Origin of the sequence: Streptomyces sp. NPDC091377 (genome assembly GCF_044757045.1) — a bacterium.
Classification (GTDB): domain Bacteria; phylum Actinomycetota; class Actinomycetes; order Streptomycetales; family Streptomycetaceae; genus Streptomyces.
The window spans coordinates 224,516-248,379 of the sequence record NZ_JBIVUE010000010.1; the positions used below are offsets into that span (position 1 = coordinate 224,516).

Below are 23,864 nucleotides of genomic sequence, written 5' to 3' on the forward strand. Positions count from 1 at the left end.
GCGCGACAGGAACGACGATCGCGACCAGCACAACGATCACAACGAGCAGGACGACAACAGGGGGCAGTGGTGGCGAGGTGGTTCGGATGCGGGGATTTACGCATCTGCACACCGCCTCCGGGTTCTCCCTGCGCTACGGCGCGTCGCACCCGGAGCGGCTGACCGAGCGGGCCGCCGAGCGGGGCATGGACGCACTCGCCCTCACCGACCGGGACACCCTCGGCGGTGCCGTCCGGTTCGCCAAGGCGGCGGGGCGGTCCGGCATCCGGCCGCTGTTCGGGGTGGACCTCGCCGTGGCCGCGCCGGTCGTGGCGGCCGGTCGTACGGAGCGCCGGCGCACCCCGGTCAGGGGCGGCGCGTTCGTGGACGAGTCGGCGCAGCGCGCGGTGTTCCTCGCCCGGGACGGGGCGGCCGGCTGGGCCGAACTGTGCCGGCTGGTGACCGCGGCGCACGCCACTGTCCCGGACGGGGCGAGCGGACGACGCCCGCTGCTGCCCTGGGACGCGCTGGGCGGTGCGGACGACGGGCAGGTCGTCGTCCTGCTCGGCCCGGACTCGGAGGTCGGCCGGGCCCTGGCCGCCGGTCGTCCGGACCGGGCCGCCCGGCTGCTCGCGCCCTGGCGGGAGCGGTACGGGGACGGGGACCTGCGGATCGAGGTCGTCTGCCACGGGCTGAGCGGCACCGGCCCCGGTTCGCTGCGGCTGGCCGCCCGGGCCCTCGGCTTCGCCGCCGAGCAGCGGATCACCCCGGTGCTCAGCAACGCCGTACGGTACGCCGACGCGGAGCAGGGACCGGTCGCGGATGTGCTGGACTCGGCGCGTCGGCTGGTGCCGATCGATCCGCACGGCACCCTCGACAGCGGGGAGCGCTGGCTCAAGCCCACCGGGGACATGGCGCGGATCGCGGAGCAGGTGGCGGAGGCCGCCGGGTACCGCGCCACCACCGCGCGCCGGCTTCTGGAGGTCACCGAGGAGACCGCCGCGGGCTGCCGGGTGGACCCCGAGGACGATCTGGGGCTCGGCCGGGTGCACTTCCCCGAGCCGCAGCTCGTCGGCGCCGGGCTGCGCACTCCCGCGCGGGTACTGCGCTCGCGGTGCGCCGCCGCGATGCTGCGCCACGGCTACGACCGTGACCGCCACCGCTGGGACCGGCTGGAGGACGAACTGCGGCTGATCGAGCGGCTGGGCTACCCCTCCTACTTCCTCACGGTCGCCCAGGTGGTCGCCGACACCCGGGAGCTGGGCATCCGGGTGGCCGCCCGGGGCTCCGGCGCGGGGTCCCTGGTCAACCATCTGCTCGGGGTCGCCACCGCCGACCCGGTCGAGCACGGGCTGCTGATGGAGCGGTTCCTGTCCGAGCAGCGGGCCGAGTTGCCGGACATCGACATCGACGTGGAGTCGGCCCGCCGGCTGGAGGTCTACCGGGCGATCCTCGACCGCTTCGGACCGGAGCGGGTGGCGACCGTGTCCATGCCGGAGACCTATCGGGTACGGCATGCCGTACGGGATGTCGGGCTTGCCCTCGGGGTGGATCCGGACGAGGTCGACCGGCTTGCAAAATCGTTTCCTCATATCCGGGCCCAGGACGCCCGAGCCGCCCTGCGGGAGCTTCCCGAACTGCGCGGTATCGACCCGGAGGCGTACGGGCCACGGCTGTGGGACCTGGTCGAGGCGCTCGACGCGCTGCCGCGCGGTATCGCCATGCACCCGTGCGGGGTGCTGCTGTCGGACGCCTCGCTGCCGCGCCGCACCCCGGTCGTGCCGACCAGCACCGAGGGCTTTCCCATGTCCCAGTTCGACAAGGAGGACGTGGAGGATCTCGGGCTGCTCAAACTCGATGTGCTCGGGGTGCGGATGCAGTCCGCGATGGCACACGCCGTCGCCGAGATCGCGCGGACCACCGGGCACCGCATCGACCTGGACGATCCCGCGCAGGTGCCGACGGACGACCCGAAGACGTACCGGCTCATCAAGGCGTCGCAGACCCTGGGCTGCTTCCAGACCGAGTCGCCGGGCCAGCGCGACCTCGTCGCGCGGCTCCAGCCCGAGACGCTGCACGATCTGGTGGTGGACATCTCGCTGTTCCGGCCCGGCCCGGTCGCGGCGAACATGGTCGAGCCGTTCATCAAGGCGCGGCACGGGCGGCAGGCCCCCGTCTATCCGCACAAGGATCTCACCGAAGCGCTGCGCGAGACGTACGGCGTGGTCGTCTTCCACGAGCAGATCATCCGGATCCTGCATGTGATGACCGGCTGCGGGCTGGCGTTCGCCGACTACACCCGGCGGGCACTGTCCCGGCCCGACCAGGTCGGGCGGGTGCGGGCGTGGTTCGCGCAGCAGGCCCGCCGGCGCGGGTACGAGGAGGAGACCGTCGAGCGGACCTGGGAGATCGTGGAGGCGTTCGGCGCGTACGGGTTCTGCAAGGCGCACGCCGTGGCGTTCGCGGTGCCGTCGTACCAGTCGGCCTGGCTGAAGGCCCATCACCCGGCCGCTTTCTACGCGGGACTGCTCACCCACGACCCCGGGATGTACCCGAAGCGGCTGCTGCTCTCGGACGCCCGCAGACGGGGGGTCCCGATCCTGCCGCTGGATGTGAACGCGTCGGACACGGCCTATCGAATCGAACTGGTGTCTGATGATCAGGGTGGGGGCGACCGGCCCGTGCACGGTGTGCGGCTCGCCCTCGGTGATGTACGGGGCATGAGCGAGGCCGAGGCGGAGCGGATCGTCGAGGGGCGGCCGTTCTCCTCGCTCCAGGACTTCGTCTCCCGGGCCCGGCCGTCCCGTCCGGTCGCCGAACGGCTGGCCCAGGTCGGCGGGCTGGACGCCTTCGGCCGCAACCGGCGGGACCTGATGCTGCACCTCGCCGAACTGCACCGTGCCCGGCTCCGCTCGGGTGCGGGTCAGCTGACCCTGGGCGAGAGCGAGGGGACGGAGACCCCGCTCGCCGTCGCGCCCGCGTATCTGCCCGACCTGGACGGCGCGGAGCGGCTGGGGGCCGAACTCGGGGTGCTCGGCATGGACACCTCGCGCCATCTCCTGCTGGACCACCGGGAACTGCTCGACGAACTGGGCGTGGTCCCGGCCCGGCGGCTGCGGGACCTTCCGCACGGGCAGGTGGTCCTGGTCGCCGGGGCCAAGGGCGCCGTGCAGACCCCGCCGATCCGGTCCGGCAAGCGGGTCATCTTCGCGACCCTGGACGACACCTCGGGGCTCACGGACTGCGCGTTCTTCGAGGACAGCCATGACGCTTGCGCGCACACCGTCTTCCACTCCTGGCTGCTGCTGGTCCGCGGGGTCGTGCAGCGGCGCGGCGGCGGCAGCGGTAAGGCCGTGTCGGTGACCGGCTCGGCCGCCTGGGACCTCGCGGAGCTGGCCGAACTGCGCCGCACGGGCGGCCTGTCGGCGGTCACGGACCGCCTCACCGCCACCCCCCTCCCGGGCTCGCCCCCGGGCTCCGCCCCGCCCTCCCGCACCCTCCGCCTGGAAACCGGCTACACGCTCAGCCCCTGGGCGGACCTCCAGCCTCCCGGCGAATCCGTCAAACAGAGCCGGAAGCTGTGGCACCAGAGCCCGGGGAGCGCGGGGTGACGGCGAGGAGGACGAGAAGGATGAGCGGGATGAGCGGGATGAGCGGGACAGGTAGGACAGGTAGGACAGGTGGGATGAGGAGGGCGGACACCGCGGGTACGGCCCCGGTCATTCTGTACATCCACTTCCACGACCTCACCGACGAACGGCTCTACCGGCGGCTGCTCGATCTGCTCGCGGAGTTCACGCCGGTGGTGCAGGCGTTGCCGCCGGACACGGCGCTGGCCGACGCCTCGGGCAGTCTGCGCTACTTCGGCACGGACGCCCTCGCGCTCGCCGAGCGGATCCGGGTCCGTACCGGCGGGCTGTACGGGCTGCGCTCGACGGTCGGGGTGGCGGGCAACCCCATGCTGGCCCGGATGGTCGCCGCCGACGGCCCGCCCTCGGCGGTGCGCGTGCTGCCCGACGACCTGGACGCGGTCGCCGCCTTCCTGGCCGGCAAGCCCGCCGCCGCCCTGCACGGCGTGGGGCCCGCGACCGCCCGGACCCTGTCGTCGTACGGCCTGGACAGCGTCGGCCGGATCGCCGCCGCACCGCTGGGCACCCTCCAGCGGATCCTGGGCATCGAGGCGGGCCGGCGGCTGCACGACGCGGCCCGCGGTCTCGACCCGACACCGGTACGGCCCGCCGACCCGCCCCGCTCGCTCCGCGTCGAACACCGCTTCCCCCAGGACGAACTGGACCGCGACCGACAGCGCGCCGCCCTGCTCGCCCTCACCGACCGGCTCGGCCTCCAGTTGCGGGCCGAGTCCCAGGCGGCCCGCGCCCTCACCCTCACCGTGCGCTACGCGGACCGCTCGACGACCGTCCGCACCCGCGCCCTGCGGGAGGCGACCGCGCACACCCCGCCCCTGACCGCGCTCGCCCACGCCCTGCACGACCGGCTCGGTCTGCAACGCGCCCGGGTCCGTTCCCTCGCCCTGCGCGCGGACGATCTGCTCCCCGCCGAACACGCCCCCCGTCAACTGCTGTTCGACCCGACCGACGACAAGGCCCGCCGGATCGAGGCCGCGGTCGACCGGGCCCGCGACCGGTTCGGCCCGGGAGCGGTACGCCCGGCCGGAACCCCACCACCGCCGCCTCCCCCGCCGCCACCCCCGTCGCCTCCCCCATCGCCACCCCCATTGCCCCCATCGGCCCCTGCACCGCCGCCGTCGCCGCCGCCGCCGTCGCCGTCACCGTCGCCGTCGCCGTCGCCGTCGCCGCGCAAGGTCGCCTGAGAGGGCGTACCCCGCCTCCCGGCACCGCCCGCTCAGCCACCTCCCGGCCCATCCCGCACCGAACACCCGTACGGCATCCGTTCGGCCCCTTCCCGCCTGCGGAGACGGCCCGCTGCCCGGAGCGTGAGGGCATGACACAGACCGCCGACACCCGCCACGGCTTTCTCGCCGAGGTGAGGGACGCTGTCACCCCGCGGGCCACCCTGCTGGTGGTCGGCGTGGTCGCCCTGCAACTCCTCTTCATCGCCTCCTATGTGGGCGCGCTCCACGACCCGAAGCCCAAGGACGTGCCCTTCGGAGTGGTCGCCCCGGCGGCGACGGCCGAGCGGACGGCGACCCGGCTGGACCGGCTGGCGGGCTCCCCGCTGGACGCGCGCGTGGTGACCGACGAGGCGAGCGCCCGCGACCAGATCCTGAACCGGGACCTCGACGGCGCCCTGATCACCGACCCGGCCCGCCCCACCGACACCCTTCTCGTCGCCTCCGGCGGCGGCACGGTGCTGGCGGCCTCGCTGGAGCGTCTGGTCGGCACCGTCGAGAAGTCCGAGGGCCGGGCGATCCGCACGGTCGACGTGGCCCCGACCTCCTCCCAGGACTTCAACGGGCTGTCGTCCTTCTATCTGGTGGTGGGCTGGTGCGTCGGCGGCTATCTGTGCGCCTCGATCCTGGCCATCAGCACCGGGGCGCGGCCCGCCAACCCGCGCCGCGCTCTGATCCGGCTGGGTGCGATGGCCCTGGTGTCGGTGGTCGGCGGGCTCGGCGGCGCGCTGATCGTCGGACCGATCCTCGACGCGCTGCCCGGGGGCGTGGCCGCCCTGTGGGGGCTGGGCGCGCTGATCACCTTCGCGGTCGGCGCGGCCACCCTGGCGCTCCAGGGAGTGTTCGGGATCGTGGGTATCGGCCTCGCGATCCTGCTCGTGGTGATCGCGGGCAACCCGAGCGCGGGCGGCGCCTTCCCGTATCCGATGCTGCCCCCGTTCTGGCAGGCCATCGGCCCCGCACTGCCCCCGGGCGCGGGCACCTGGGCGGCGCGCTCGATCTCCTACTTCGACGGCAACCACCTCACCGCCTCCCTGCTGGTGCTGTCGGCGTGGGCACTGGCGGGCATCGTCGTCACGATGCTGGCGGCGACGCTCCGACGACGACGCCCGCAGCCGACCCCGGCCGACCTGAGCCCACCCCAACCGACCTGAGCCGCCCCGGCCGACCTCAACCGACCCCCGTCACCTGAACCGACCCAGGCCCCTCCCCTCCCTCCCCTCGCGCACGAGTCCCCCTCAGCCCGGCCCGGGCCACCTCACCCGGCCCGAACCCCGTCAGCCGGACACCCCCGCCGACGGCACCCCCTCCACATAACCCGCCCCGATCTCCGCCAGCCGCTCCGCCGCGTACGCCGGGTCGATCAGCGCCTCCGGGGTGTGGATCCCCGCCGGTACGGCCGGCCCGCGCAGCCCGGTCAGCCGCTCGACGCCGAGGGCGACACCGAGCGCGGTCAGCGGGCGCTGCCCCTCGGGGTGGACGAGATGACGGGTCGTACGCAGCGCCCGGCCCCCGGCGTCCACCCCTTCGAGGTCGATCCGCACCTCGATGGACGGCCCCGCACCACGCCGCCGGCCCGCGGACTCGCCGATCGCGAAGGCGAAACGGACGTCCGAGGCACCCGTGGCGAGGGCGAGGCTCGGCACATCGAGGATGGGGACACTGCGGCCGGGGACCGCCCGGCCGTCGGTGGTGAGCACCTCCACGTCCGCGTCGGTCCCGTCGACCCAGGCGAACCGGCCGCCGTGGCGCTGGAGCCCGGCCGAGGTGACGGCCCCCCAGCGCTCCAGGTCCGCGAGGCCCGCGGGGCCGCCGGCGTCGTTCTCGTCCAGCAGGGCATCGGCCCGGATGGTGTCGATCCGCTCGAACTCCCGCGCCAGGTCCAGCACCGCGAACACCAGCGCCCCCGCGCACCAGTGACTGGCCAGCAGCATCGGTGCCGCCGTGGACCGCTGGGCGCCCGCGACGACCTCCGGCCCGATGTCCGTCAGCCCGCTGGAGAGGCTGAGGTAGGGCACCTGGTGGCGCTGCGCGTACCGCAGCCCGTGCAGATGGCTGTCCCACACCGCCGCGACCACCGCCGAGTACGCCTGCCCTGCCGGGAGCCCGAGGTCGGCGCGGGTGAGGTCGACGGTCACGGCGGTCGCGCCCCCGAGTTCGCCGGCCACCCGCTCCGCCCGGCCGAGATCACGCCCGGCGATGGCCAGCGGCACCTCGGGATGCCACCTCCGCAGCAGCCCGGCCGCCCCCGACCCCGCCTGCCCGGAACCCCCCAGGAACAACACCGGCTCCCTACGTCCCGCATGCCCCACACGCCCTCCTCACGCCACACCGCGACTCACGCCCGGCAACCTACACAACGTAACTTACATTTCGTAGCCTACATCTTGTAGCTACGTTTTGTAACCTAGACTCCGGGGGCAACGCAAGGAACGGCCGACCGGCCGCGCAGCGAGGAGCAGAGCCCATGGCGCCCGCATCGACCCGGCTGTCCAAGCAGGCCAGACGGGAGCAGTTGCTCGACACCGCCGTGGCGATCGTGCGCGGCCAGGGCACCGACGGACTCACGCTGGTCACCCTCGCGGAGGCCGCCGGGGTCAGCCGGCCGATCGTCTACGACCACTTCGGCACCCGCTCCGGCCTGCTGCTCGCCCTCTACCGGCGGCTGGACGAGCGCCACCAGGACGCCACCGCGCTGGCGCTGCGCGGCTCCGCCGGCACGGCGTCCGAGATCGCCCGGACGATCAGCGCCGCGTACTTCGTCTGCGCCACCGACATGCCGGAACTCACCGCCGTGTCCGCCGCCCTGAAGGGCAGTCCGGAGAGGGAGGCGACCCAGCGCGAGTCGCTGGACGGCTACACCGCGCTGATGGCCGAGGCTCTGGCGCCCTACTCCGCTCTCGCCCCCCGGGCGCTCCGGCTGCGCTGCGCCGGACTGCTGGGCGCGGCCGAGACGATCGCCACCGAGCTGAACCGGGGCCGGGCGACGACCGAGGAGTCGGTCACCGCGCTGACCGACCTGATCATGGGCACCCTCGACACCCCGGGGAAGGGTCGCTGAAACCTCCCCCGAACCCGAACCCTGAACCCGAACCCCGAACCCCGAACCCCAGCCCCAGCCCCAGCCCCCGAACCCCAGTCCCCCATCTCCCGGCCCCCAGCCCCCTCAGCCCCCGGCACACAGAAGTCCCGCACGCAGAAGTCCCGCCCCTCGCGCGCGGGGCGGGACTTGGGAGGATCGGCCGGGCCGGGCGGCCCTACCGGACGATCAGCCGATCTGCGTGCCGGTGGCCGACAGTGCCGCGGTGGCCGGCTGGAAGAACGTCTCCCCGCCGGACGTGCAGTCGCCGCTGCCGCCGGAGGTGAGACCGATCGCGCTGCTGCCCGAGAACAGGGAGCCGCCGCTGTCGCCGGGCTCGGCGCAGACGTCGGTCTGGATCAGGCCGTTGACGATGTCGCCGTTGCCGTAGTTGACGGTGGCGTCCAGGCCGGTGACCGCGCCGGAGTCCACCTGGGTGGTGGAGCCGCTGCGGGTGACCTGCATGCCCACGGTGGCCTCGGCGGCGCCGTCGATCTGCTGGGCGGAGCCGTCGTAGAGGTTGACCTCGCTGGGACGGTCCACCTGGGCCGTGTACTTGACGAGGCCGTAGTCGTCGCCCGGGAAGCTGGACACCTCGGTCTCACCGATGACGTTGCCCGACCCGTCCGACCAGGTGGCGATGGACTCGGTGCAGTGCCCGGCGGTCAGGAAGTACGGCTCGCCGCCCTTGACCACGTTGAACCCGAGCGAGCAGCGGCTGCCACCGCCGGTGATCGCGTCGCCGCCGGCGACGAAGGGCTGGTACTCCCCCTTCGTGCGGCGGAGTTCGGCCGTCGAGCCGAGTCCGTCCACGACCTCGGTGAGCGTGGCCCACTCGGCGTCGGAGACGGTCCGGTCGGCGGTGACGACAACCTTGTTGGTCGTGGGGTCCGTCACCCAGGCCGTCCCGGGGATGGTGGCGTCCTTCTTGAGGGTGGTCCGCGCGGTGGTCAGCTCGGAGAGGGTGTGCTCCACGAGTCTGGCCCTGGCCCCGGCCTCCTCGACGATCCGCGCGGCGGCCTCGTCCACCACGTTCACCACGAGGTGTTCGGCCTTCGCGTCGTAGTACGTCCCGGCCGCGTCGCCGCCCAGCTCCGGGCCGAGTTCCGAGGCGAGCTTTCCGGCCGCGGGGGCCGACAGGGTCCTGGGCTCGGGGGTGGCCGGGGCCTCGCTCGCGTTCGCACTCTGGAAGGTGACACCCGCGGCGATCAGTGCGGCGACTCCCGCGCCCGCGAGGGCGGCTCGGCGCCGGGGTATGCGTCGGTGCTTCAACTCATGTCCTCCTGTGGGGGGATCGGCCGGACAGGTTGTGGGGACCTCACCGGCCGAAAAGATGTATGGACTGGCCGCCCACTATCCCGACCCCCGAAGGGAGCACACAAGGTCGACTTCAGGACGCGCGTACGACAACGACCGTGCGCCCCCTACGCCTTGGACGCACTCCCGTCCACTTGTGCATGCACGGTCAAGACGAGGGTCGTTCGCGGCGCAAACACTACGGGCGAGTAACCGGTATGCGGTGGGTGAGGTCTAGTCCTGTCCTGAAATCGACTACCGGCCACCCGAGCCCTCACGCCGAAGAGCCCCCACACCGCGATCCGTGTGGGGGCTCTCGGGTGATGACGAGATGGCAGATCCCGTCGGTGTGCGAACGAGAGGTCAGATCCCGTCCGCGTGCGAACGGAGTGTCAGGCCCCGTCCGCCTGCGAACGAGGTGTCAGATCACCTCCCGGCGCGGACGAGGGTCGGACCACATCCCCGCGGACAGGGTGCCGGACCACATCCCCGCGGACGGGGTGCCGGACCACGTCCCCGCGAGGGGCGCGTCTCAGTACACGCTCACTCCGTACGCGCTCAGCGCCTCGGTGACCGGCTGGAAGAAGGTGGTCCCCCCGGAGGTGCAGTTACCGCTGCCACCCGAGGTCAGCCCGTAGGCCACACCGTTGCTGCCGTACAGCGGCCCACCGGAGTCGCCCGGCTCGGCGCACACCGTGGTCTGGATCATCCCGTACACGACGTCCCCGCCACCGTAGTTCACGGTCGCGTTGAGCGCGGTGACCCGGCCGGTGCGCGTACCCGTCGTGGATCCGCTGCGGATCACGTTCGTACCGACGGACGGCGTCGCCGCGCTGGTGATGTCCACCGAGCCCGCGGTACCCGGCTTGGCGATGCCCGTGTTGCTGTAACGGACCAGGCCGTAGTCGTTCACCGGGAAGCTGGACCCGGCGGTCGGTCCGAGGACGGTCGCCCGGGCGGAGTCGGCGTACCAGGTGCCGGCCCCGTCGGTACAGTGACCGGCGGTCACGAAGAACGAGGCGCCCGCGCTGTCACGGACGTTGAAGCCGAGGGAACAGCGCCAGCTGGTCGCGTAGGTGGCGTCGCCGCCGGCGATCAGCTTGTTGAACTTGCCCGGGGTGCGCTTGACGGTGAGGGCGTCGGCGTTGCCGCCGGCCTGCTTCTTGATCTTGTCGAGTTCCGCGTCGGACACGGTCGAGTCGACGGTGAGCAGCACCCGGTTGTTCTTGGTGTCGACGGCCCAGGCGGTGCCCGGGATGTTGGCCTTGAGCACCGAGTCGCCGGCGCTCTTGAGCTGGTTGGCACTGAACGTGGTGACGTCCGAGGCGGTCGCGCTGGGGATCGCGATCGCTGCCGCGGCGACGAGTCCGGTGGAGACGGCGATCAGCCGGGTCGGTCTCGTGACACCGTTGCGGGGGGTGGTGCGCTTGATCCTCACTTGTCGTTCCTCCACAGGGGAAGTCGGGGGCCCTCTCGTGGGGTCGGGGCCCGTGAGGCGCAGCCAGGGGTGGACAGCCCGGATTCCGGAGATGCCGTGCCCCTGACAAGCGCTGAGGGGGAGTATTCGGGGGCACGGCCGATCGGCACAAGGGGGCCTTTCGGCCGCGCCCCCTGCGCTTCCCCGGGGGCGACGGCCGCTGTGGTGAACGGTTCCGACGGGCGCGTTCCGGCGAAACGCGCAGGTGTCGGCGCAGATACGGACGCTGGTGCGGGCGTGAGCGCCGGTTCAGACCGCCACGTCACGCTCCCCCGCCGGGATCGCCACACCCAGCCGGTTCCCCGGCGGCGGGAAGGGGCAGATGAAGTGATCGGCGAAGGCGCACGGCGGCAGCAGCGTCCGGTTGAAGTCGACCGTCGTCCGGCCCTGCGCGTCGGGTGCCGCCGGTCGCAGGAACCGGAAGCGGTAACTGCCGTTGCCGCTGGTGGCGTCGGCGAACACGGCCCAGAGCGAGCCGTCGCTCTCCACCGACACCTGGAGGGTCAGCTCATGCCCCGCCAGCACGAAGGCCAGCTCACCGCCGAGCCCGAGCCCCCGCTCGCGGCCGTCCACGTTGGCGACCCGCACGGTGCGCCGTCGGTCGTACGGGGTGAACCGCCCCGGCACCGACCAGCGCGGATCGTACGGCGTGGCCTCGATGCCCCGGAACTCCCGCCGGGCCTCGGAGTCCGGGTCGAAGGGGCGTACGCCCCAGGACCCTTCGCGCTCCAGCACCACCAGTCTGCGCTCCCCCGACGCCACCCGGGCGGCGCCCGCCGGACCGGAGTCGGCGCCCAACCGGACCTGACCTGCGAAGGGCTCGCCGTCCACGGTCAGTCCGTCGGCCGCGCCGGCGCTCAGCACAACGGCGTCACCGTCCGGCCGCCACACCCCGGGGGTGTCCGGAATTCGCCCCTCCGGAAGGTCCTCCAGCCAGTGCGTGCCGGTCAGCGCGAGCGGCCCGTACGGTGCCGAAACACTCTCCACCCGCTGCTCGTGCCACTGCTTCCAGGCCCAGGATGCGTCCTCTGTCATGCGCCCCACCTTTCCATACCGTTTCTCACCGTTCTTCACCGTTCCTCGACGTCCGTCGACTTCCCTCGATGCCCCTCGATGCCCCTCGATGCCCCTCGACCTGCTCGTTCCCCCTCCCCTCCCCTCCCCTCCCCTCCCCTCTTCTCCCCTCCCCTCCCCTCCTCCCCTCCCCTCCCCTCCCTCAGACGGTCCTCGCCCCCTCAACGCCTGACGTCCCTCGTCCCCGCCCGCCGGACGACCGGCGCGCCACCCCCAGGTGCTCCCTCAGCGTGCTGCCCGGGTAGAAGGTGCGGAACATCCCCCGGTGTTGCAGCAGCCCCACCGTCCCGTTGACCAGCCGTTCCAGATCGCGGCGCGGTTCGACGGGCGTGAGATGGAAACCGTCGACCGCGCCCGCCGCGTGCCACGTCCTGATCAGCTCGGCCAGATCGACGGGCCCACCCCGGTAGAGCGGTCCGCGCGGGGTGAAGCGCGGGCCGCCTCCCCCATGGCCCGGCTCGGCGGCCCGTTCCCCGTCCCCGAGATCGACCAGCAGCGCCGCCAGCACCCGCACCCGGGCGGGATCCCGTCCGGCGGCGAGCGCCTCGCGACGCACCTCGGCACCGAGCCCCGCCGCCTGTTCGGCGCTCCCGGCCCGCACCAGCACCACATCGGCCCACCGTCCCGCCCGCCCGGTCCGCGCCGCCGCGTCGGCCACCCGCACCAGATCTCCGAAGTCACCCGGCCCGTCGGCCCGCACCCCGGCCCGTCCGCCGCTGATCCAGTCCAGCGCGCCGACGGCCGCCACGCCCTGCGCCCCCGTGACGGTCGGCACCAGCCCGATCCTGCTGGTGAAGGGCGCCGCGTACGCCAGCACCCCGAGGGCGTCCACCAGGTCTCCGCCGCCGCCGAGCGTGACGAAGTCGAGCCCACCGCGCTCGGCCAGCCGGATCAGCTCGACCTGGGCCCCGGCGTCGCCCTCGCGCGGCTGGTCCACGGCGACGGCGAGATGCGGCAGCCCACGACCGTACGAGGAGGTCATCGGAGTAACCCTTTCGACGGTTGAGGGCACGACGAGCGCGGACACGACGAGGGCGGACACGACGACGGCGCACACACCGACGGCGGGCCCGACCGGTGCGGGCACGACCCGTGCGGGCACCACGCGTGCGGGCACGCCGACCGGGCGCACCTACGCGGCGGCACGCTCGGCCAAGGTCCGCAGGAAGAGCAGCACGGCTCTGGCGGTGGCGTCGTTCTGCCGGAACGCCGGTCCCCCGGTGCGCGGCCGGGTGAACGCGCCGGCCCCCCGCCCGTCGGTGTGCGGGCCGAGCGCGAACCGCCGCGGGTGCGGGCGTCCGGCCCGGTCCAGGACCCGTCCGTCGTCCGGGTCCACGGCCAGCAGCCCGTCCGGGGTGGCAGCGGCGCCGTCGGCGTGCAGTTCCCGCAGCAGCGTGTCCCGGGCGCGCTCCACGGTGGGGTGCGGCAGCCGGGCCTCCACCAGCGCCCGGGTCTCGACCGACCAGCCGGGCACGGTCGGGCTGGACGCCCGGAACACCCCGTCCTCCGCGGTCACCGCCAGGTCGGCGCCGACGAACCGCACCACCCCGGCCCGCGACAGCGCCCCGAGCTGCCGCAGCCGCGGGCCCGGCGGCCCGGAGGCGAGATAGCTGAAGAACCCGTGCCACCAGGGCCCGATGTCGCCGAGCCGGACGAGCTGCCCGTAGACCGAGAGCAGGGCGAGGAAGACGGCCAGGTCGGGACTGTGCGCGGGATCGTGACGCCGTACCAGGTCCCGCTCGACGTAGGTCCGCAGCGCCTGCTGGAACTCCTCGTGCGAGGGGTACCGCACTCCCGTCAGGGGCCGGTCCAGTACGGCGAGGTCGAGCCGGTCCGCCGGATCGGGCACCGCCTCGGCGACCAGCGCGGCCACCTGCTCCGGGTCCCCGGCCGCGTACCGCTTCTCGAACTCGGCCCAGTCCAGCGCGGTCCGCCCGGGGTGGGCCGTGAACAGCCGGTGGTAGTGCGCGAAGCCCAGCTCCTTCTCCACCAGTGGCCAGACGTCCCGGCGGAAGTCGAAGCCGCCGGGCCGGGCGAGCAGCGCGTCGACCTCGGCGGGCCCGAGGAACCTCGGCAGCGGCGGACGTTCCCCCGTGAAGTCGTAGCCGATCTTCGAGTGGTACGGCACTCCGCGCCGCGATCCGACGTACAGCACCGGCTCCCGCCCGGAGGGGACGTAGGTGTCGCCGTCGTAGCGTCCGCCGCGGCCCTCGGTGAGCAGCACCATCAGGTCGATGAACGCGAGCCCGAAGCCGCGTACGACGACCGGTTCGCCGGGGGCGAGGGCGCCGAGGTCGGTGTCGGCGGTGAACTCGGGCGGTATGTGGACCAGTCCGTGGTCACGGGCGTACGACGCCAGCGCGCGCTGTTCGTCGTCCAGTTCGGCGTCGAGATGGCCGAGGGTGAGGATCACCAGGTCGGCGAGGAGCGGGCGCGGCCGGCCCTCCAGCCAGACCTGCTGGCGGCCCTCGCGCGGTCCGCGGACCCGCAGCGCGCGCTGCGGATGGTGGTGGACCCGCACCCCGGGCGGCAGCGCGGCCACGGCCTCCTGGTGCACCCAGCTCAGATAGGCGCCCTGGAGACGGCGGTCGGTGAACGTCCGGCCGTCGACACCGGCCCACTGGTGGAGGGTGGGCCCGGGGCGTACGGGTCCGGCCATGGTCACCGTCTCGTCGGTGAACATGGTGACGTCCTCGGCGTGCGAGTTCATCCACAGCAGGGGTGACTGGGCCGTGCGCCACACCCGTCCCGCGCCCGGCGGGTGGGGGTCCACGAGATGGATGTCGAGCCCCGGACCGGCGTACAGCTCGGGTGCGTTGGCGGCGATCCGTTCGACGACACCGGTCCCCCGCGGCCCGGCGCCGACGATCACCAGGGAGGCCCTCATCGGGCGGATCCCAGGGGGATGGAGGAAGGTGGGGTGGGGGCCAGGGGGATGACGGGGGTGCTGGAGGCACGGGAAGGCATGCGAAGGCTCCGTGGCGCGACGGTTCGAACACGGGTGATGCCTTCACACGGGCGCCGGTGGGCGCCGCACGGCCGAGCCCCTCAGCAGGGCCGTGGTGCGATGAGAGTACGGGTCGATTCGCGGCCCGTGTCAAGGCTGTCCGAACTGTGAGCCGTACGTCTCAGGTCTGTTGACGGGAATCCGGATGCCTGTTCCACTTGGCCCATGTATCCACAGCAGTGGCTGGTCACCCGCTCCCACATCGACCTCGGTCGCGTGTGGTCCTGTTCCTGTTCCTGTTGAGCTGACCCCCTGCTGCGGCATCCGCCGCCCCCGCCCGCACGCCCGTGCGACCGCAGGTCCCTGTGACCGCGGCCCGCGCGGCTGAACGGGCGGCAAGCGCGTCCCCCTTCCACCGGGACGCGCCGCTCTCCGCCTTCACACGCGCCCCCTCCCCTCGCGTCAACCCAGCGGTGAACACGTACGGCTGATCCCGCGGGCCGATTTCAACGGTCGCCACCGCGGCCGGATCCGCGTCGGACCCCGTCCGGATCCACGCCCGATCCCCGTCCGGATCCACGCCCGATCCCCGTCCGGACCCGCGTCCGGGATCGGTAGCCCTGTCCCGTTGCGCCGTGTCCGCGTCCCGCGTCCGTTCAGCAGTCGCAGCCGCATCCGTCGCAGCAGCACCCGTCACAGCAACTTCCGCATTCACAGCAGCCGCTGCAGTCACAGCCGCCCTGCTTGCGCTCGCCGGTCCAGGGGTCGTCGTACTCCCCACAACACAGCTGGCAGGTGCAGGCCAGGGCGAGGAAGACCGCGCACCCTTCGATCGTGCCGCGCCGCCGCCGCGGGGGCTCGGGCGGCTGCGGGGCCCCGGGACCGCCGGGCGGCGCGGACGGGAACGCCCCCTGAGCGCCGTGCGCGCCCTGGGCGTGTCCGGGGTGTCCGCAGGACGCCGTGCCGAAGGCCCGGTCGATGGAGGCGGGCAGTTCATGCACGAGCAGCCGGTGGGCGAGCCTGCCCTCCGCGAACTCCGCCTCCCTCAGGGCGAGCCGGATGCCGTGCGCGGCGTCGTCGGCGAGCCGGCGGGCCTCGGTGAGCGGGGTGCCGGTGGCGGTCAGCGGGTTCCACGCGCCGGACGCGGCGTCGGCGTCCCGGTCCTCCACGGCGTCCAGCAGATGCGCGAGCCGCCCGAAGAGCCGCCCGGCCTCGGCGAGCGGTGCGGCGTTGCCCGGCCGTCCGGCGAGAACGGCGGTGTGGGCGAAGGCCGCCGCGGTGGCCGACTCGGTGGGCTCGGTGACGGTCAGCAGAGGGGTGCCGGGACCGGCGAGCGCCTCGATCTCCAGTTGCCGGTCCACGGCCCTGACCAGCACATCCGTGTCGAAGCCGACGGCATGGCCGCTCCGGGCGCCCGCGCGCCCCCATCGGCCGGCGACCCGGCGCGCGGCGAGCGCCACCGGGCGGCGGGCCATCAGCCCGTCCCCGTCGGCGACATGGTCGCGCACCTTGGCGGAGGCCAGCACCAGTGAGACGGCCGCGGCCAGTCGGGCGCCCTCGCCCTGGGCGACGGAGGCGGTGCGCATCCCGCGCAGGGGACACGGTCCGGCCGTACGCCGCCAGGCGCCCGCCTCCCTGGCCCGTCCGTCGAGCTGAGCCTCCGTCAGAACGGAGATCAGCAGACCGTCGTAGTTCGTGACGATCCGGGCGAACTGCCCGTGATCCTTGCGCAGCGCGAGGCAGAGCCCGCACAAGTGCGCCATCCACTGGGCCTTGAGCCGCTCCCCGAGCCGGTGTCGGCAGGGCCTGACGATTCCGAACAAGTCGATCCCCCCGTGTCGCGTACGAGATGTGACGCCGCGTCGGTCCGACGCCCCCCGGCGCCGCATCGTATTGGCCGATTATGACCCCACGATGGCCGACCCGTTCACCCGTACGACCCGTCCGTCACCCGTACGCCGTGAAGAATCATATTTCACTTTCAGTCAGCAACCCTCCCCGCGGCGACCTTTGGAAGCCTTGGGGCGCACGGGCTCTCGACGGATTCGCTGTGCACCAGTACCGTCACAAACCCCCCGCGCGGCGTCTATCCACTTGGCGCGTCACACGCATCATGGATGACCATAGGGATGCGGAACGCAGTCAAGACCGAAGTGAGAGGAGGCGTCCATGGGATCGGTGCGCAAGGCGAGTGCGTGGCTCGGCCTCGTCGACGACAGCGAAGACGAGCGGTACTACGACGACGACAACTACGAGGGCAACGAGCCCGGGGACGCCTGGGTCACGGACCCCCGGGTCAAGGTCGCGAGCGACTCGGCCGAGGAGAAGGGCCGCCGGATCGGCACGGTCACCCCGGACAGTTTCCGGGACGCCCGCGCCATCGGCGAGCTGTTCCGGGACGGGGTCCCCGTCATCATGAACCTCACGGCGATGGAGCCGGGGGACGCCAAGCGCGTGGTCGACTTCGCGGCGGGCCTGATCTTCGGTCTGCGCGGTTCGATCGAGCGGGTGTCCAACCGGGTCTTCCTGCTGACCCCCGCCGACACCGAGATCATCAACGGCGAATCGGCCGCGCACCGCGCGGACGGGTTCTTCAACCAGAGCTGAGGCAGGGCCGGTCACCCGGCCCTGCCCACGGCCGTGCCCACGCTCGCGCCCGCTCGCGCCCGCGCGCGCCACCGGGAGGCAGCCCGTCAGCGGAAGGCGTCGAGCCCGGTGAGTGCCTTGCCCAGCACGAGCTGGTGCATCTCGACGGTGCCCTCGTAGGTGAGTACGGACTCCAGGTTGGTGGCGTGCCGCATCACCGGGTATTCGAGGGAGATCCCGTTGGCGCCGAGAATCGTCCGCGCGGTACGGCAGATCTCGATCGCCTCGCGCACATTGTTGAGCTTGCCGAAGCTGATCTGCTCCGGCCGCAGCCGCCCGGCGTCCATCCGGCGCCCCAGATGGTGGGCGAGCAGAATCCCCTTGTGCAGTTCGACCGCCATGTCGGCGAGCTTGGCCTGGGTGAGCTGGAAGCCGCCGATGGGCCGCCCGAACTGCTCCCGCGACGTGGCGTAGTCCACGGCGGTCTCGAAGCAGGAGCGCGCCGCTCCCATCGCGCCCCAGACGATCCCGTAGCGCGCGTGCGACAGACAGCTCAGCGGCCCGCGCAGCCCGACGACCTCCGGCAGCGCGGCATCACCGGGCAGCCGTACGTCGTCCATCACCAGTTCGCTGGTGACACTGGCCCGCAGGGACCACTTGTGCTGGATCTCGGGCGCCGAGAAGCCGGGACGGTCGGTGGGCACCACGAACCCCCGGATCCCGTCCTCCGTCTGTGCCCACACCACGGCGACCCCGGCCACGGAGCCGTTGGTGATCCACATCTTGCGCCCGTTGAGGATCCAATCGGATCCGTCGCGCCGGGCGTGGGTCCGCATCGACGCGGGGTCCGAACCATGGTCGGGCTCGGTCAGCCCGAAGCAGCCGATGACCTCACCGGCCGCCATCCGGGGCAGCCACTCCAGCCGCTGGGCCTCGCTCCCGAACCGGTGGACGGCGTACATGGCGAGCGATCCCTGTACGGACACCAGCGAGCGGATGCCGGAGTCGCCCGCCTCCAGTTCCAGACAGGCCAGCCCGTACTGCACGGCGCTGGCCCCCGCGCACCCGTATCCCTCCAGGGGCATACCGAGGGCCCCGATGCTCCCCAGCTCCCGCGCCAGTTCCCGGATGCCCGGCAGCTCCCCGTTCTCGTACCACTCGGCGACATGAGGCCCGACCCGGTCGTCCACCCATCGCCGTACGGTCTCCCGCACCGCCAGGTCCTCGGGGTCGAGGAGATCGTCGAGGCCGAGGGGGTCATGGGGGTCGAAGGCCGGGGGCGAGGACTTCGCTGACATGGGAGGACCTCCAGAGGCCGGGGGGGCGAACGAAAACTAGCACTGCTAATGGCCGAGTGCCGTCGACGCTACGACCTGCCCGCCCCGAGGTCCAGCACCCGTCACCTTCTCAGCAGGGAGTCATGGGCGGCGGCCGGGGTCGGGGGCTGGGCAGCCGGGCTGGGGGGCGGGGTCGAGGCCGGGGCCCGGGTCGGCTCGCGAGGGGCCGGGACCTCGGCCACGACGCCCTCGCACTGCATCACCCGCGGCAGCCGGAGCGCCATCGCCGCCCCGAGCAGCAGCAGACCCGCGCTCACGAACAACGTCACATGCAGCCCGTGCACGAAGGAGTCCCGCGCGGCCCGGCGCAGGGCGGTCCCGGCGGGCCCCCCGAGGCGCCCCGCCACCTCGTACGCCTCTCCCAGCGAGTGTCCCGCCGAGGCCGACGCCGACGCGGGCACCCCCGGCACCGACTTCAGGCCGGGCGCGTACGCCGCGTTCATCACGCTGCCGAGCAGGGCGATCCCGATGCCCGCGCCGAGTTGGTACGAGGTCTCCCCGATCGCGGCGGCCCCGCCCGCCTGTTCCTGCGGCGCCTCGCTGAGCATCGACTCGTACGCGCCGAACAGGGTGGTCTCCAGTCCGAAGCCGAGCAGGACGAACGCGGTCACCAGCAGCGGGGCGTCGTCGGTGCGGCCCATCGCGGTCAGCAGCACCACCGCGAACGCCGTGAGACAGAACCCGGCGCTGACCATCCGGCGCGGTCCGAACGCCCGCAGCATCCGCGCCCCGCACAGCCCGGCGGCCATCGCGGCGAAGGTCAGCGGCAGCAGCCGCAGCCCGGTCTCCAGCGGCGACAGCCTCAGCACCAGTTGCAGATACTGCGCCGCGATCAGCTGGAGCCCGACGAGCGCGAGCATCGCCAGCACGATGCAGCCGACGGACGTACTGAACGTCGGCCGGGCGAACATCCGCAGGTCCACCAGAGGGTGCGTACGCCGCTGCTGACGGCGTACGAACAGCACCAGCAGCAGCACGCCCACGACCAGCGGCACCACGGTGAACACGCTGCTCACCTGCTCGCCGCCGCCCAGCCGTTTGACGCCGAGGACCGTCCCGAACAGCCCGGCCGCCGCCATGAGCGCGCCGATCACATCCCAGGGGCCGTCGCCCGTGCCCTTCGACTCGGGCAGCAGCAGCCGGCCGACAGGCAGGCTGATCAGCATCAGGGGGATGTTGACGAGGAAGACCGAGCCCCACCAGAAGTGCTCCAGCAGAAACCCGCCGAGCAGGGGACCGAGCGCCGCGCCGACCGCGGCGACCGCGCTCCAGATGCCGATGGCGAGCGCCCGCTCACGCCGGTCCGGGAAGACCTGCCGCAGGATGGACAGGGTCGCGGGCATGATCATCGCGCCGCCGACGCCGAGCAGCGCACGGGCCACGATCAGGGTCTGGCCGGTGTCGGCGAGGGCCGCCAGGGCGGAGGCGACACCGAACAGGGCGTATCCGAGGAGCAGGACCCGTCTGCGGCCGATCCGGTCGCCGAGCGTGCCGAAGAGGATCAGCAGCGCGGCGCACACAAGGGGATAGGTGTCGACGATCCAGAGCAGCTCTATCGCGCTGGGCTTGAGATCCTCGGTGACGGCCGGCACCGCGACGTGCAGCACGGTGGCGTCGACGGCGACCAGCAGGAGGCTGGTGCAGAGGACCACGAGGACGACCCAGCGGTCGGCACCGGCCCCGGCCGCCCGACGGCGCGGCGCGGCGGCGGCCGTGGTCGTCCCGGACATGCATGTACCTCCCAGAAGTTCCCTCGCCGTCGGCGGGATCGCGGGGGTGGGGACTCCCCCGTGACCTGGCCGGAGAGGAGCGGCGGCTCCGGCCCGCGCGACGCACGGCGAGTGACACGTCAGAGTACGCGAGTCCCCACGGCCACCGAGTGGCGGACCTCTCACCGGTTCGACGGGACGGTGTGGCGTACGCCACGTCGGCCGGGCGGGAGGGGCGGGGGTGCCGGGGCATTCCGGGCGCATCCGATAATCGGGTGCGTGACCGATCTTGCGACGCGCGTGGCAGCAGTCCCCCGCTCCCGGCCGGGGCGGGTCGCCCCCGCACTGCTGGGGTACGCGGCCGTCCGGGTGCTGGGCCTGGTCGTGCTGGCGGTGTGGAGCGCCGCGCGCGACAAGAGCGCGTACACCTTGCTGACCGCCCGCTGGGACTCCCTCTGGTACACCAGGGTGGCGGAGCTGGGCTACGGCTACGAGGTCCGGCTGGCCAACGGCGACGTCCACTCCAACCTGGCCTTCTTCCCGCTGCTGCCCTGGCTGGAGCGGCTGCTGCACGCGGTGTCGCCGCTGTCGTACGCGGACGCGGGCTTCGTGGTCGGTGCGGTCGCCTCGTTCGCCGCGGCCTGGGGGATCTTCGCGGTGGCGGACCATCTGTACGGGGCCCGCGCCGGGGTCTGCGCGGTGCTGCTGTGGGCGGTGCTGCCGGTCGGGATCGTGCAGTCGATGGCGTACAGCGAGTCGCTGTTCACCGCGCTGGCCGCCTGGTCGCTGTACGCGGTCCTGACCGGCCGCTGGGTCACGGCCGGCGCCCTGGCCCTGCTGGCGGGGCTGACCCGGCCGGTGGGCCTGGCCGTGGTGGCGGCGGTGTGGACAGCCGCGGTCGTCTCCTTCGTACGGGAGCTACGGGAGCTACGGGAGCTACGGGAGTTCGTACGGGAGCGACGCGAGGACACCCCCGTGGCGCGGCCCTGGCCGCGGCTGGCCGGCATGCTGCTGGCACCGCTGGGCGCCGCCGGGTACGTGCTGTGGGTGGGCCACCGCACCGGCGCGGGTCCGCTCGGCTATCTGGAGGTGCAGGCGGGCTGGCGCAACGGCTTCGACGGCGGTTACGCCTTCGCCCGCTTCATCGCCGGGCAGTTCACCGCGTTCCCCTCCGCCCTCGCGGGCGTCGGCCTGATCGTGGGCGTGGCCCTGCTGATCCTGCTGTACGTGGTGTGCGTGCGACAGCGTCAGCCGCTGCCGCTGCTGGTGTACGCCGGTCTCGTCACGGCGCTGGCGCTGTGCGCGTCGAGCTACTTCGGGTCGAAGCCGCGGCTGCTGCTCCCGGCGTTCCCGCTGCTGCTGCCGCTCGCCCTGGCTCTGGCCCGGCTGCGGACGGCGCGGGTGGCGGCGCTGGTGGGCGCGGTCGCGGTGGCGTCGGCGGTGTACGGGGCGTTCTGGCTGAACGGCTCCGGCCCCCCGTGACCCGGCCGCCCTCCGAGGGCCCGCAACCCGATCGGGTGAGCGCCCGGGGAATTCCAAGGAAGTGCCCGGTGAACGAATTCCCCATCCGGTTAAAACACCACATCCGAAATGATCAAAGGAATTGAAGGCGGCAACGCGTCAAGGATTGGGGATTCCTTGGGAATTCACCACTCCTGAGAGCTATCCCACATCACATCGTCATCACAAAGATCCTGGCTGTACGGGTTTCACAGCTCACTCCCTGTAACGTCGATTGTGTGTGTACCGAACCACAGCCGACCCGGCTAGACCGGATCTTCGCCCGACTGGACCGCGAGCCCGCGCGGCCCAGTCTCGACGTGCCGCGTATGACGCGGCACCGGGTGGTGCTCTTCGGCGCGACGCTCACCTTCTACATCACGATCGTCCTGGCCGTGGTGACGACGTCGTGGCTGGTGCGGGTGGACTGGCAGGCCATGCTGTTCCGGCCGTACCAGCAGTGGCCCGAGGTGCACGCCTTCCTCGACTACTGGGTGGTGCTCGGCCAGCGCGGTCCGACGGCCGTGATGGTGACGGCCTGGCTGGGCTGGCGCTGCTGGCGGCAGCACACACTGCGTCCGATGCTGGCCTTCGGCACCGCGCTGCTGCTGCTCAACGTCACAGTAGGCGCCGTGAAGTACGGGCTGGGCCGCTCGGGTCCGCACTACGCCACCGAGGTCGGCTCCAACGAGATGTGGCACTGGTTCCAAGCCGGAAGCGACATATTTCCCTCGGGCCACACCGCGAACGCCGTGGTCACCTGGGGGATCCTGGCCTATCTGGCCTCCACGCCCCGGGCCCGCCGCTATCTGTCCGCGCTGTCGGCCATCATGTCGCTGTCGGTCGGTCTGACCACCGTCTATCTGGGCACGCACTGGCTGAGCGACGTCCTGCTCGGCTGGGCCGCCGGTCTGCTGGTGCTGCTGGCCCTGCCCTGGCTGGAGCCGCTGATCTCCCGCGCCGAGAACCTGCTGCTCGAACTGCGCGACCGCTGGTACGCGCGCGGCCGGGCCGGCGTCCCGGCCACCACGCCGCTCATGCCGGTCGGCACCCCCGCACCCCTCCCGGCCACCGTCGGCACCGCGCGCGAGTCCGCCGCCCTGGACGCGGCGCCGATGGAAGCGGCGCCGATGGGTGCGGCGGACGAGACGCCGCCGGTGCACGAGCCCGCGGCCTCCGCGCGCACCACCCATACGACGGTCTGCCTGGCCCCGGCCCCGCATCCGGCCACCGCGGACCGGCCCGCGGTCACCCCGGCGGGCACCCGCCGACCGCCACACACCGACCGCGCCGACCGGACCACCGGCCGTGGCACCACGCCCCCGGCCCGCCCCCTGACGGCGAACGGCCAGCGGGACACCTGACCCCCACGGCCCGCCGCGCCTTCCTGGGCTGTCCGGCTATCCCTTCCAGGCCCGTGCCACGCGCCCGTCCCTGACCTCGAAGTTCAGCCGCCCCTGGCGGTACTCCATGGTGATGATCGCGCCCGGCGGCAGGGCACGCACGGTCGTCCAGCCACGCTCGTGCGCGCGCCGCTCGGCCGGACCTTCGTCGAGGCCGACGTAGGAGTCCGGGTTGTCGTCGGGGTCCGCGGGCGGTGTCGGTATCCGTGCCATGCCGCCACGCTAGGCGCTGCGCGGCGCACACGGAAGCCGAGGGCCGGCCCGGGGGCGGGCCGGGGCGAACCGGGACCGACAGCGGCCCGGAGCCCGACCAGGACCGGACCGGGGCCGGACACCCAGGGTCACCGGCAGCGCCCTCGGCCCGGGCGCCGGTTCCCGGCCGGTCACGCTTCTGTCACAGGATCACGACACGCGTTTCATGAGAACTTCCTCACCCGGAAGGCGGTATCCATAGCCCTTCCGCAGGTATTCGAACGCAATTCCCGCGTGTCCTGCCGGGCCCCGGAAATACCCGGCGGAAAGCTCCGGGAGGGCCGTCCCCGCGCCGTGTTCCATTCCGTTTCCGGGCGGGGCCGGGAAGCCTCCGGGCCGGGTCGGGGAGGTGGCC

Annotated in this window: 17 protein-coding genes; 7 read left to right on the forward strand and 10 right to left on the reverse strand. The window is 73.0% G+C overall.

Translation table 11 applies throughout. The features are described 5' to 3' along the window. Positions 1-86: 86 nt before the first annotated feature. The 3 genes from ACIQNG_RS23075 (at position 87) to ACIQNG_RS23085 (ending at position 6,003) form a co-directional block, all read left to right on the forward strand. Entirely contained in the window at positions 87-3,590 is a 3,504-nt protein-coding gene (locus tag ACIQNG_RS23075) for a DNA polymerase III subunit alpha (RefSeq protein WP_401487404.1), read from the forward strand. 74 nt (positions 3,591-3,664) lie between these two features. Continuing rightward, the gene (locus ACIQNG_RS23080; RefSeq protein WP_401487406.1) at positions 3,665-4,810 is read left to right on the forward strand and encodes a DNA polymerase thumb domain-containing protein; all 1,146 of its coding nucleotides are present in this window, start codon (positions 3,665-3,667) and stop codon (positions 4,808-4,810) included. 131 nt (positions 4,811-4,941) lie between these two features. Further along, complete coding sequence (locus ACIQNG_RS23085) at positions 4,942-6,003, forward strand: DUF3533 domain-containing protein (protein ID WP_401428827.1); 1,062 nt, start codon at positions 4,942-4,944, stop codon at positions 6,001-6,003. Between the two features lie 123 nt (positions 6,004-6,126). On the opposite strand, the gene ACIQNG_RS23090 is transcribed toward ACIQNG_RS23085, so the two are convergent. Next, positions 6,127-7,134, reverse strand: a complete 1,008-nt coding sequence (locus ACIQNG_RS23090; protein WP_401487408.1) for a saccharopine dehydrogenase — start codon at positions 7,132-7,134, stop codon at positions 6,127-6,129. A gap of 182 nt (positions 7,135-7,316) precedes the next feature. Between ACIQNG_RS23090 and ACIQNG_RS23095 the strand changes: the two genes are divergently transcribed. Further along, positions 7,317-7,910, forward strand: coding sequence for a TetR/AcrR family transcriptional regulator (locus ACIQNG_RS23095; RefSeq protein ID WP_401487410.1), 594 nt, complete (start codon positions 7,317-7,319; stop codon positions 7,908-7,910). Between the two features lie 207 nt (positions 7,911-8,117). Here the strand turns inward: ACIQNG_RS23095 and ACIQNG_RS23100 are convergent, their stop codons facing one another. The 6 genes from ACIQNG_RS23100 to ACIQNG_RS23125 all read right to left on the reverse strand — a co-directional run bounded on the left by ACIQNG_RS23100 (position 8,118) and on the right by ACIQNG_RS23125 (position 16,545). Beyond that, positions 8,118-9,200, reverse strand: a complete 1,083-nt coding sequence (locus tag ACIQNG_RS23100) for a S1 family peptidase (protein WP_401487411.1) — start codon at positions 9,198-9,200, stop codon at positions 8,118-8,120. 556 nt (positions 9,201-9,756) lie between these two features. Then, complete coding sequence (locus ACIQNG_RS23105) at positions 9,757-10,662, reverse strand: S1 family peptidase (protein ID WP_401487413.1); 906 nt, start codon at positions 10,660-10,662, stop codon at positions 9,757-9,759. Between the two features lie 288 nt (positions 10,663-10,950). Beyond that, positions 10,951-11,736, reverse strand: a complete 786-nt coding sequence (locus ACIQNG_RS23110; protein ID WP_401428816.1) for a DUF1684 domain-containing protein — start codon at positions 11,734-11,736, stop codon at positions 10,951-10,953. A gap of 181 nt (positions 11,737-11,917) precedes the next feature. Next, the gene (locus ACIQNG_RS23115; protein WP_401428814.1) at positions 11,918-12,757 is read right to left on the reverse strand and encodes an FMNH2-dependent monooxygenase; all 840 of its coding nucleotides are present in this window, start codon (positions 12,755-12,757) and stop codon (positions 11,918-11,920) included. Positions 12,758-12,907: 150 nt separating this feature from the next. Then, positions 12,908-14,662 (reverse strand): FAD/NAD(P)-binding protein, encoded by a 1,755-nt coding sequence (locus ACIQNG_RS23120; protein ID WP_401487414.1) that lies wholly within the window; start codon positions 14,660-14,662, stop codon positions 12,908-12,910. Positions 14,663-15,378: 716 nt separating this feature from the next. Beyond that, the gene (locus tag ACIQNG_RS23125; RefSeq protein ID WP_401487416.1) at positions 15,379-16,545 is read right to left on the reverse strand and encodes a DUF5685 family protein; all 1,167 of its coding nucleotides are present in this window, start codon (positions 16,543-16,545) and stop codon (positions 15,379-15,381) included. 346 nt (positions 16,546-16,891) lie between these two features. On the opposite strand from ACIQNG_RS23125, the gene ACIQNG_RS23130 reads away from it, so the two are divergent. After that, positions 16,892-17,329 (forward strand): cell division protein SepF, encoded by a 438-nt coding sequence (locus ACIQNG_RS23130; RefSeq protein ID WP_401428807.1) that lies wholly within the window; start codon positions 16,892-16,894, stop codon positions 17,327-17,329. Between the two features lie 86 nt (positions 17,330-17,415). Here the strand turns inward: ACIQNG_RS23130 and ACIQNG_RS23135 are convergent, their stop codons facing one another. After that, positions 17,416-18,606, reverse strand: coding sequence for an acyl-CoA dehydrogenase family protein (locus ACIQNG_RS23135; protein ID WP_401487418.1), 1,191 nt, complete (start codon positions 18,604-18,606; stop codon positions 17,416-17,418). 101 nt (positions 18,607-18,707) lie between these two features. Beyond that, on the reverse strand, positions 18,708-20,375 hold the full coding sequence (locus ACIQNG_RS23140; protein WP_401487419.1) for an MFS transporter: 1,668 nt from the start codon (positions 20,373-20,375) through the stop codon (positions 18,708-18,710). A gap of 258 nt (positions 20,376-20,633) precedes the next feature. Between ACIQNG_RS23140 and ACIQNG_RS23145 the strand changes: the two genes are divergently transcribed. Together ACIQNG_RS23145 and ACIQNG_RS23150 are read left to right on the forward strand one after the other, a co-directional pair. After that, the gene (locus ACIQNG_RS23145; protein ID WP_401487421.1) at positions 20,634-21,836 is read left to right on the forward strand and encodes a mannosyltransferase family protein; all 1,203 of its coding nucleotides are present in this window, start codon (positions 20,634-20,636) and stop codon (positions 21,834-21,836) included. Positions 21,837-22,093: 257 nt separating this feature from the next. Next, complete coding sequence (locus tag ACIQNG_RS23150) at positions 22,094-23,218, forward strand: phosphatase PAP2 family protein (protein ID WP_401487423.1); 1,125 nt, start codon at positions 22,094-22,096, stop codon at positions 23,216-23,218. A 36-nt stretch (positions 23,219-23,254) separates the two neighbouring features. On the opposite strand, the gene ACIQNG_RS23155 is transcribed toward ACIQNG_RS23150, so the two are convergent. Next, positions 23,255-23,470, reverse strand: a complete 216-nt coding sequence (locus tag ACIQNG_RS23155; protein WP_401428795.1) for an I78 family peptidase inhibitor — start codon at positions 23,468-23,470, stop codon at positions 23,255-23,257. Between the last annotated feature and the right edge of the window lie 394 nt (positions 23,471-23,864).

What these genes read in the sequence shown, in the direction of transcription:
- ACIQNG_RS23075 (WP_401487404.1), top strand. Translation starts at nt 87, where the DNA reads ATGCGGGGATTTACGCATCTGCACACCGCCTCCGGGTTCTCCCTGCGC.
- ACIQNG_RS23080 (WP_401487406.1), top strand. Translation starts at nt 3,665, where the DNA reads ATGAGGAGGGCGGACACCGCGGGTACGGCCCCGGTCATTCTGTACATC.
- ACIQNG_RS23085 (WP_401428827.1), top strand. Translation starts at nt 4,942, where the DNA reads ATGACACAGACCGCCGACACCCGCCACGGCTTTCTCGCCGAGGTGAGG.
- ACIQNG_RS23095 (WP_401487410.1), top strand. Translation starts at nt 7,317, where the DNA reads ATGGCGCCCGCATCGACCCGGCTGTCCAAGCAGGCCAGACGGGAGCAG.
- ACIQNG_RS23110 (WP_401428816.1), bottom strand. Translation starts at nt 11,736, where the DNA reads ATGACAGAGGACGCATCCTGGGCCTGGAAGCAGTGGCACGAGCAGCGG.
- ACIQNG_RS23115 (WP_401428814.1), bottom strand. Translation starts at nt 12,757, where the DNA reads ATGACCTCCTCGTACGGTCGTGGGCTGCCGCATCTCGCCGTCGCCGTG.
- ACIQNG_RS23120 (WP_401487414.1), bottom strand. Translation starts at nt 14,662, where the DNA reads ATGAGGGCCTCCCTGGTGATCGTCGGCGCCGGGCCGCGGGGGACCGGT.
- ACIQNG_RS23130 (WP_401428807.1), top strand. Translation starts at nt 16,892, where the DNA reads ATGGGATCGGTGCGCAAGGCGAGTGCGTGGCTCGGCCTCGTCGACGAC.
- ACIQNG_RS23135 (WP_401487418.1), bottom strand. Translation starts at nt 18,606, where the DNA reads ATGTCAGCGAAGTCCTCGCCCCCGGCCTTCGACCCCCATGACCCCCTC.
- ACIQNG_RS23140 (WP_401487419.1), bottom strand. Translation starts at nt 20,375, where the DNA reads ATGTCCGGGACGACCACGGCCGCCGCCGCGCCGCGCCGTCGGGCGGCC.
- ACIQNG_RS23155 (WP_401428795.1), bottom strand. Translation starts at nt 23,470, where the DNA reads ATGGCACGGATACCGACACCGCCCGCGGACCCCGACGACAACCCGGAC.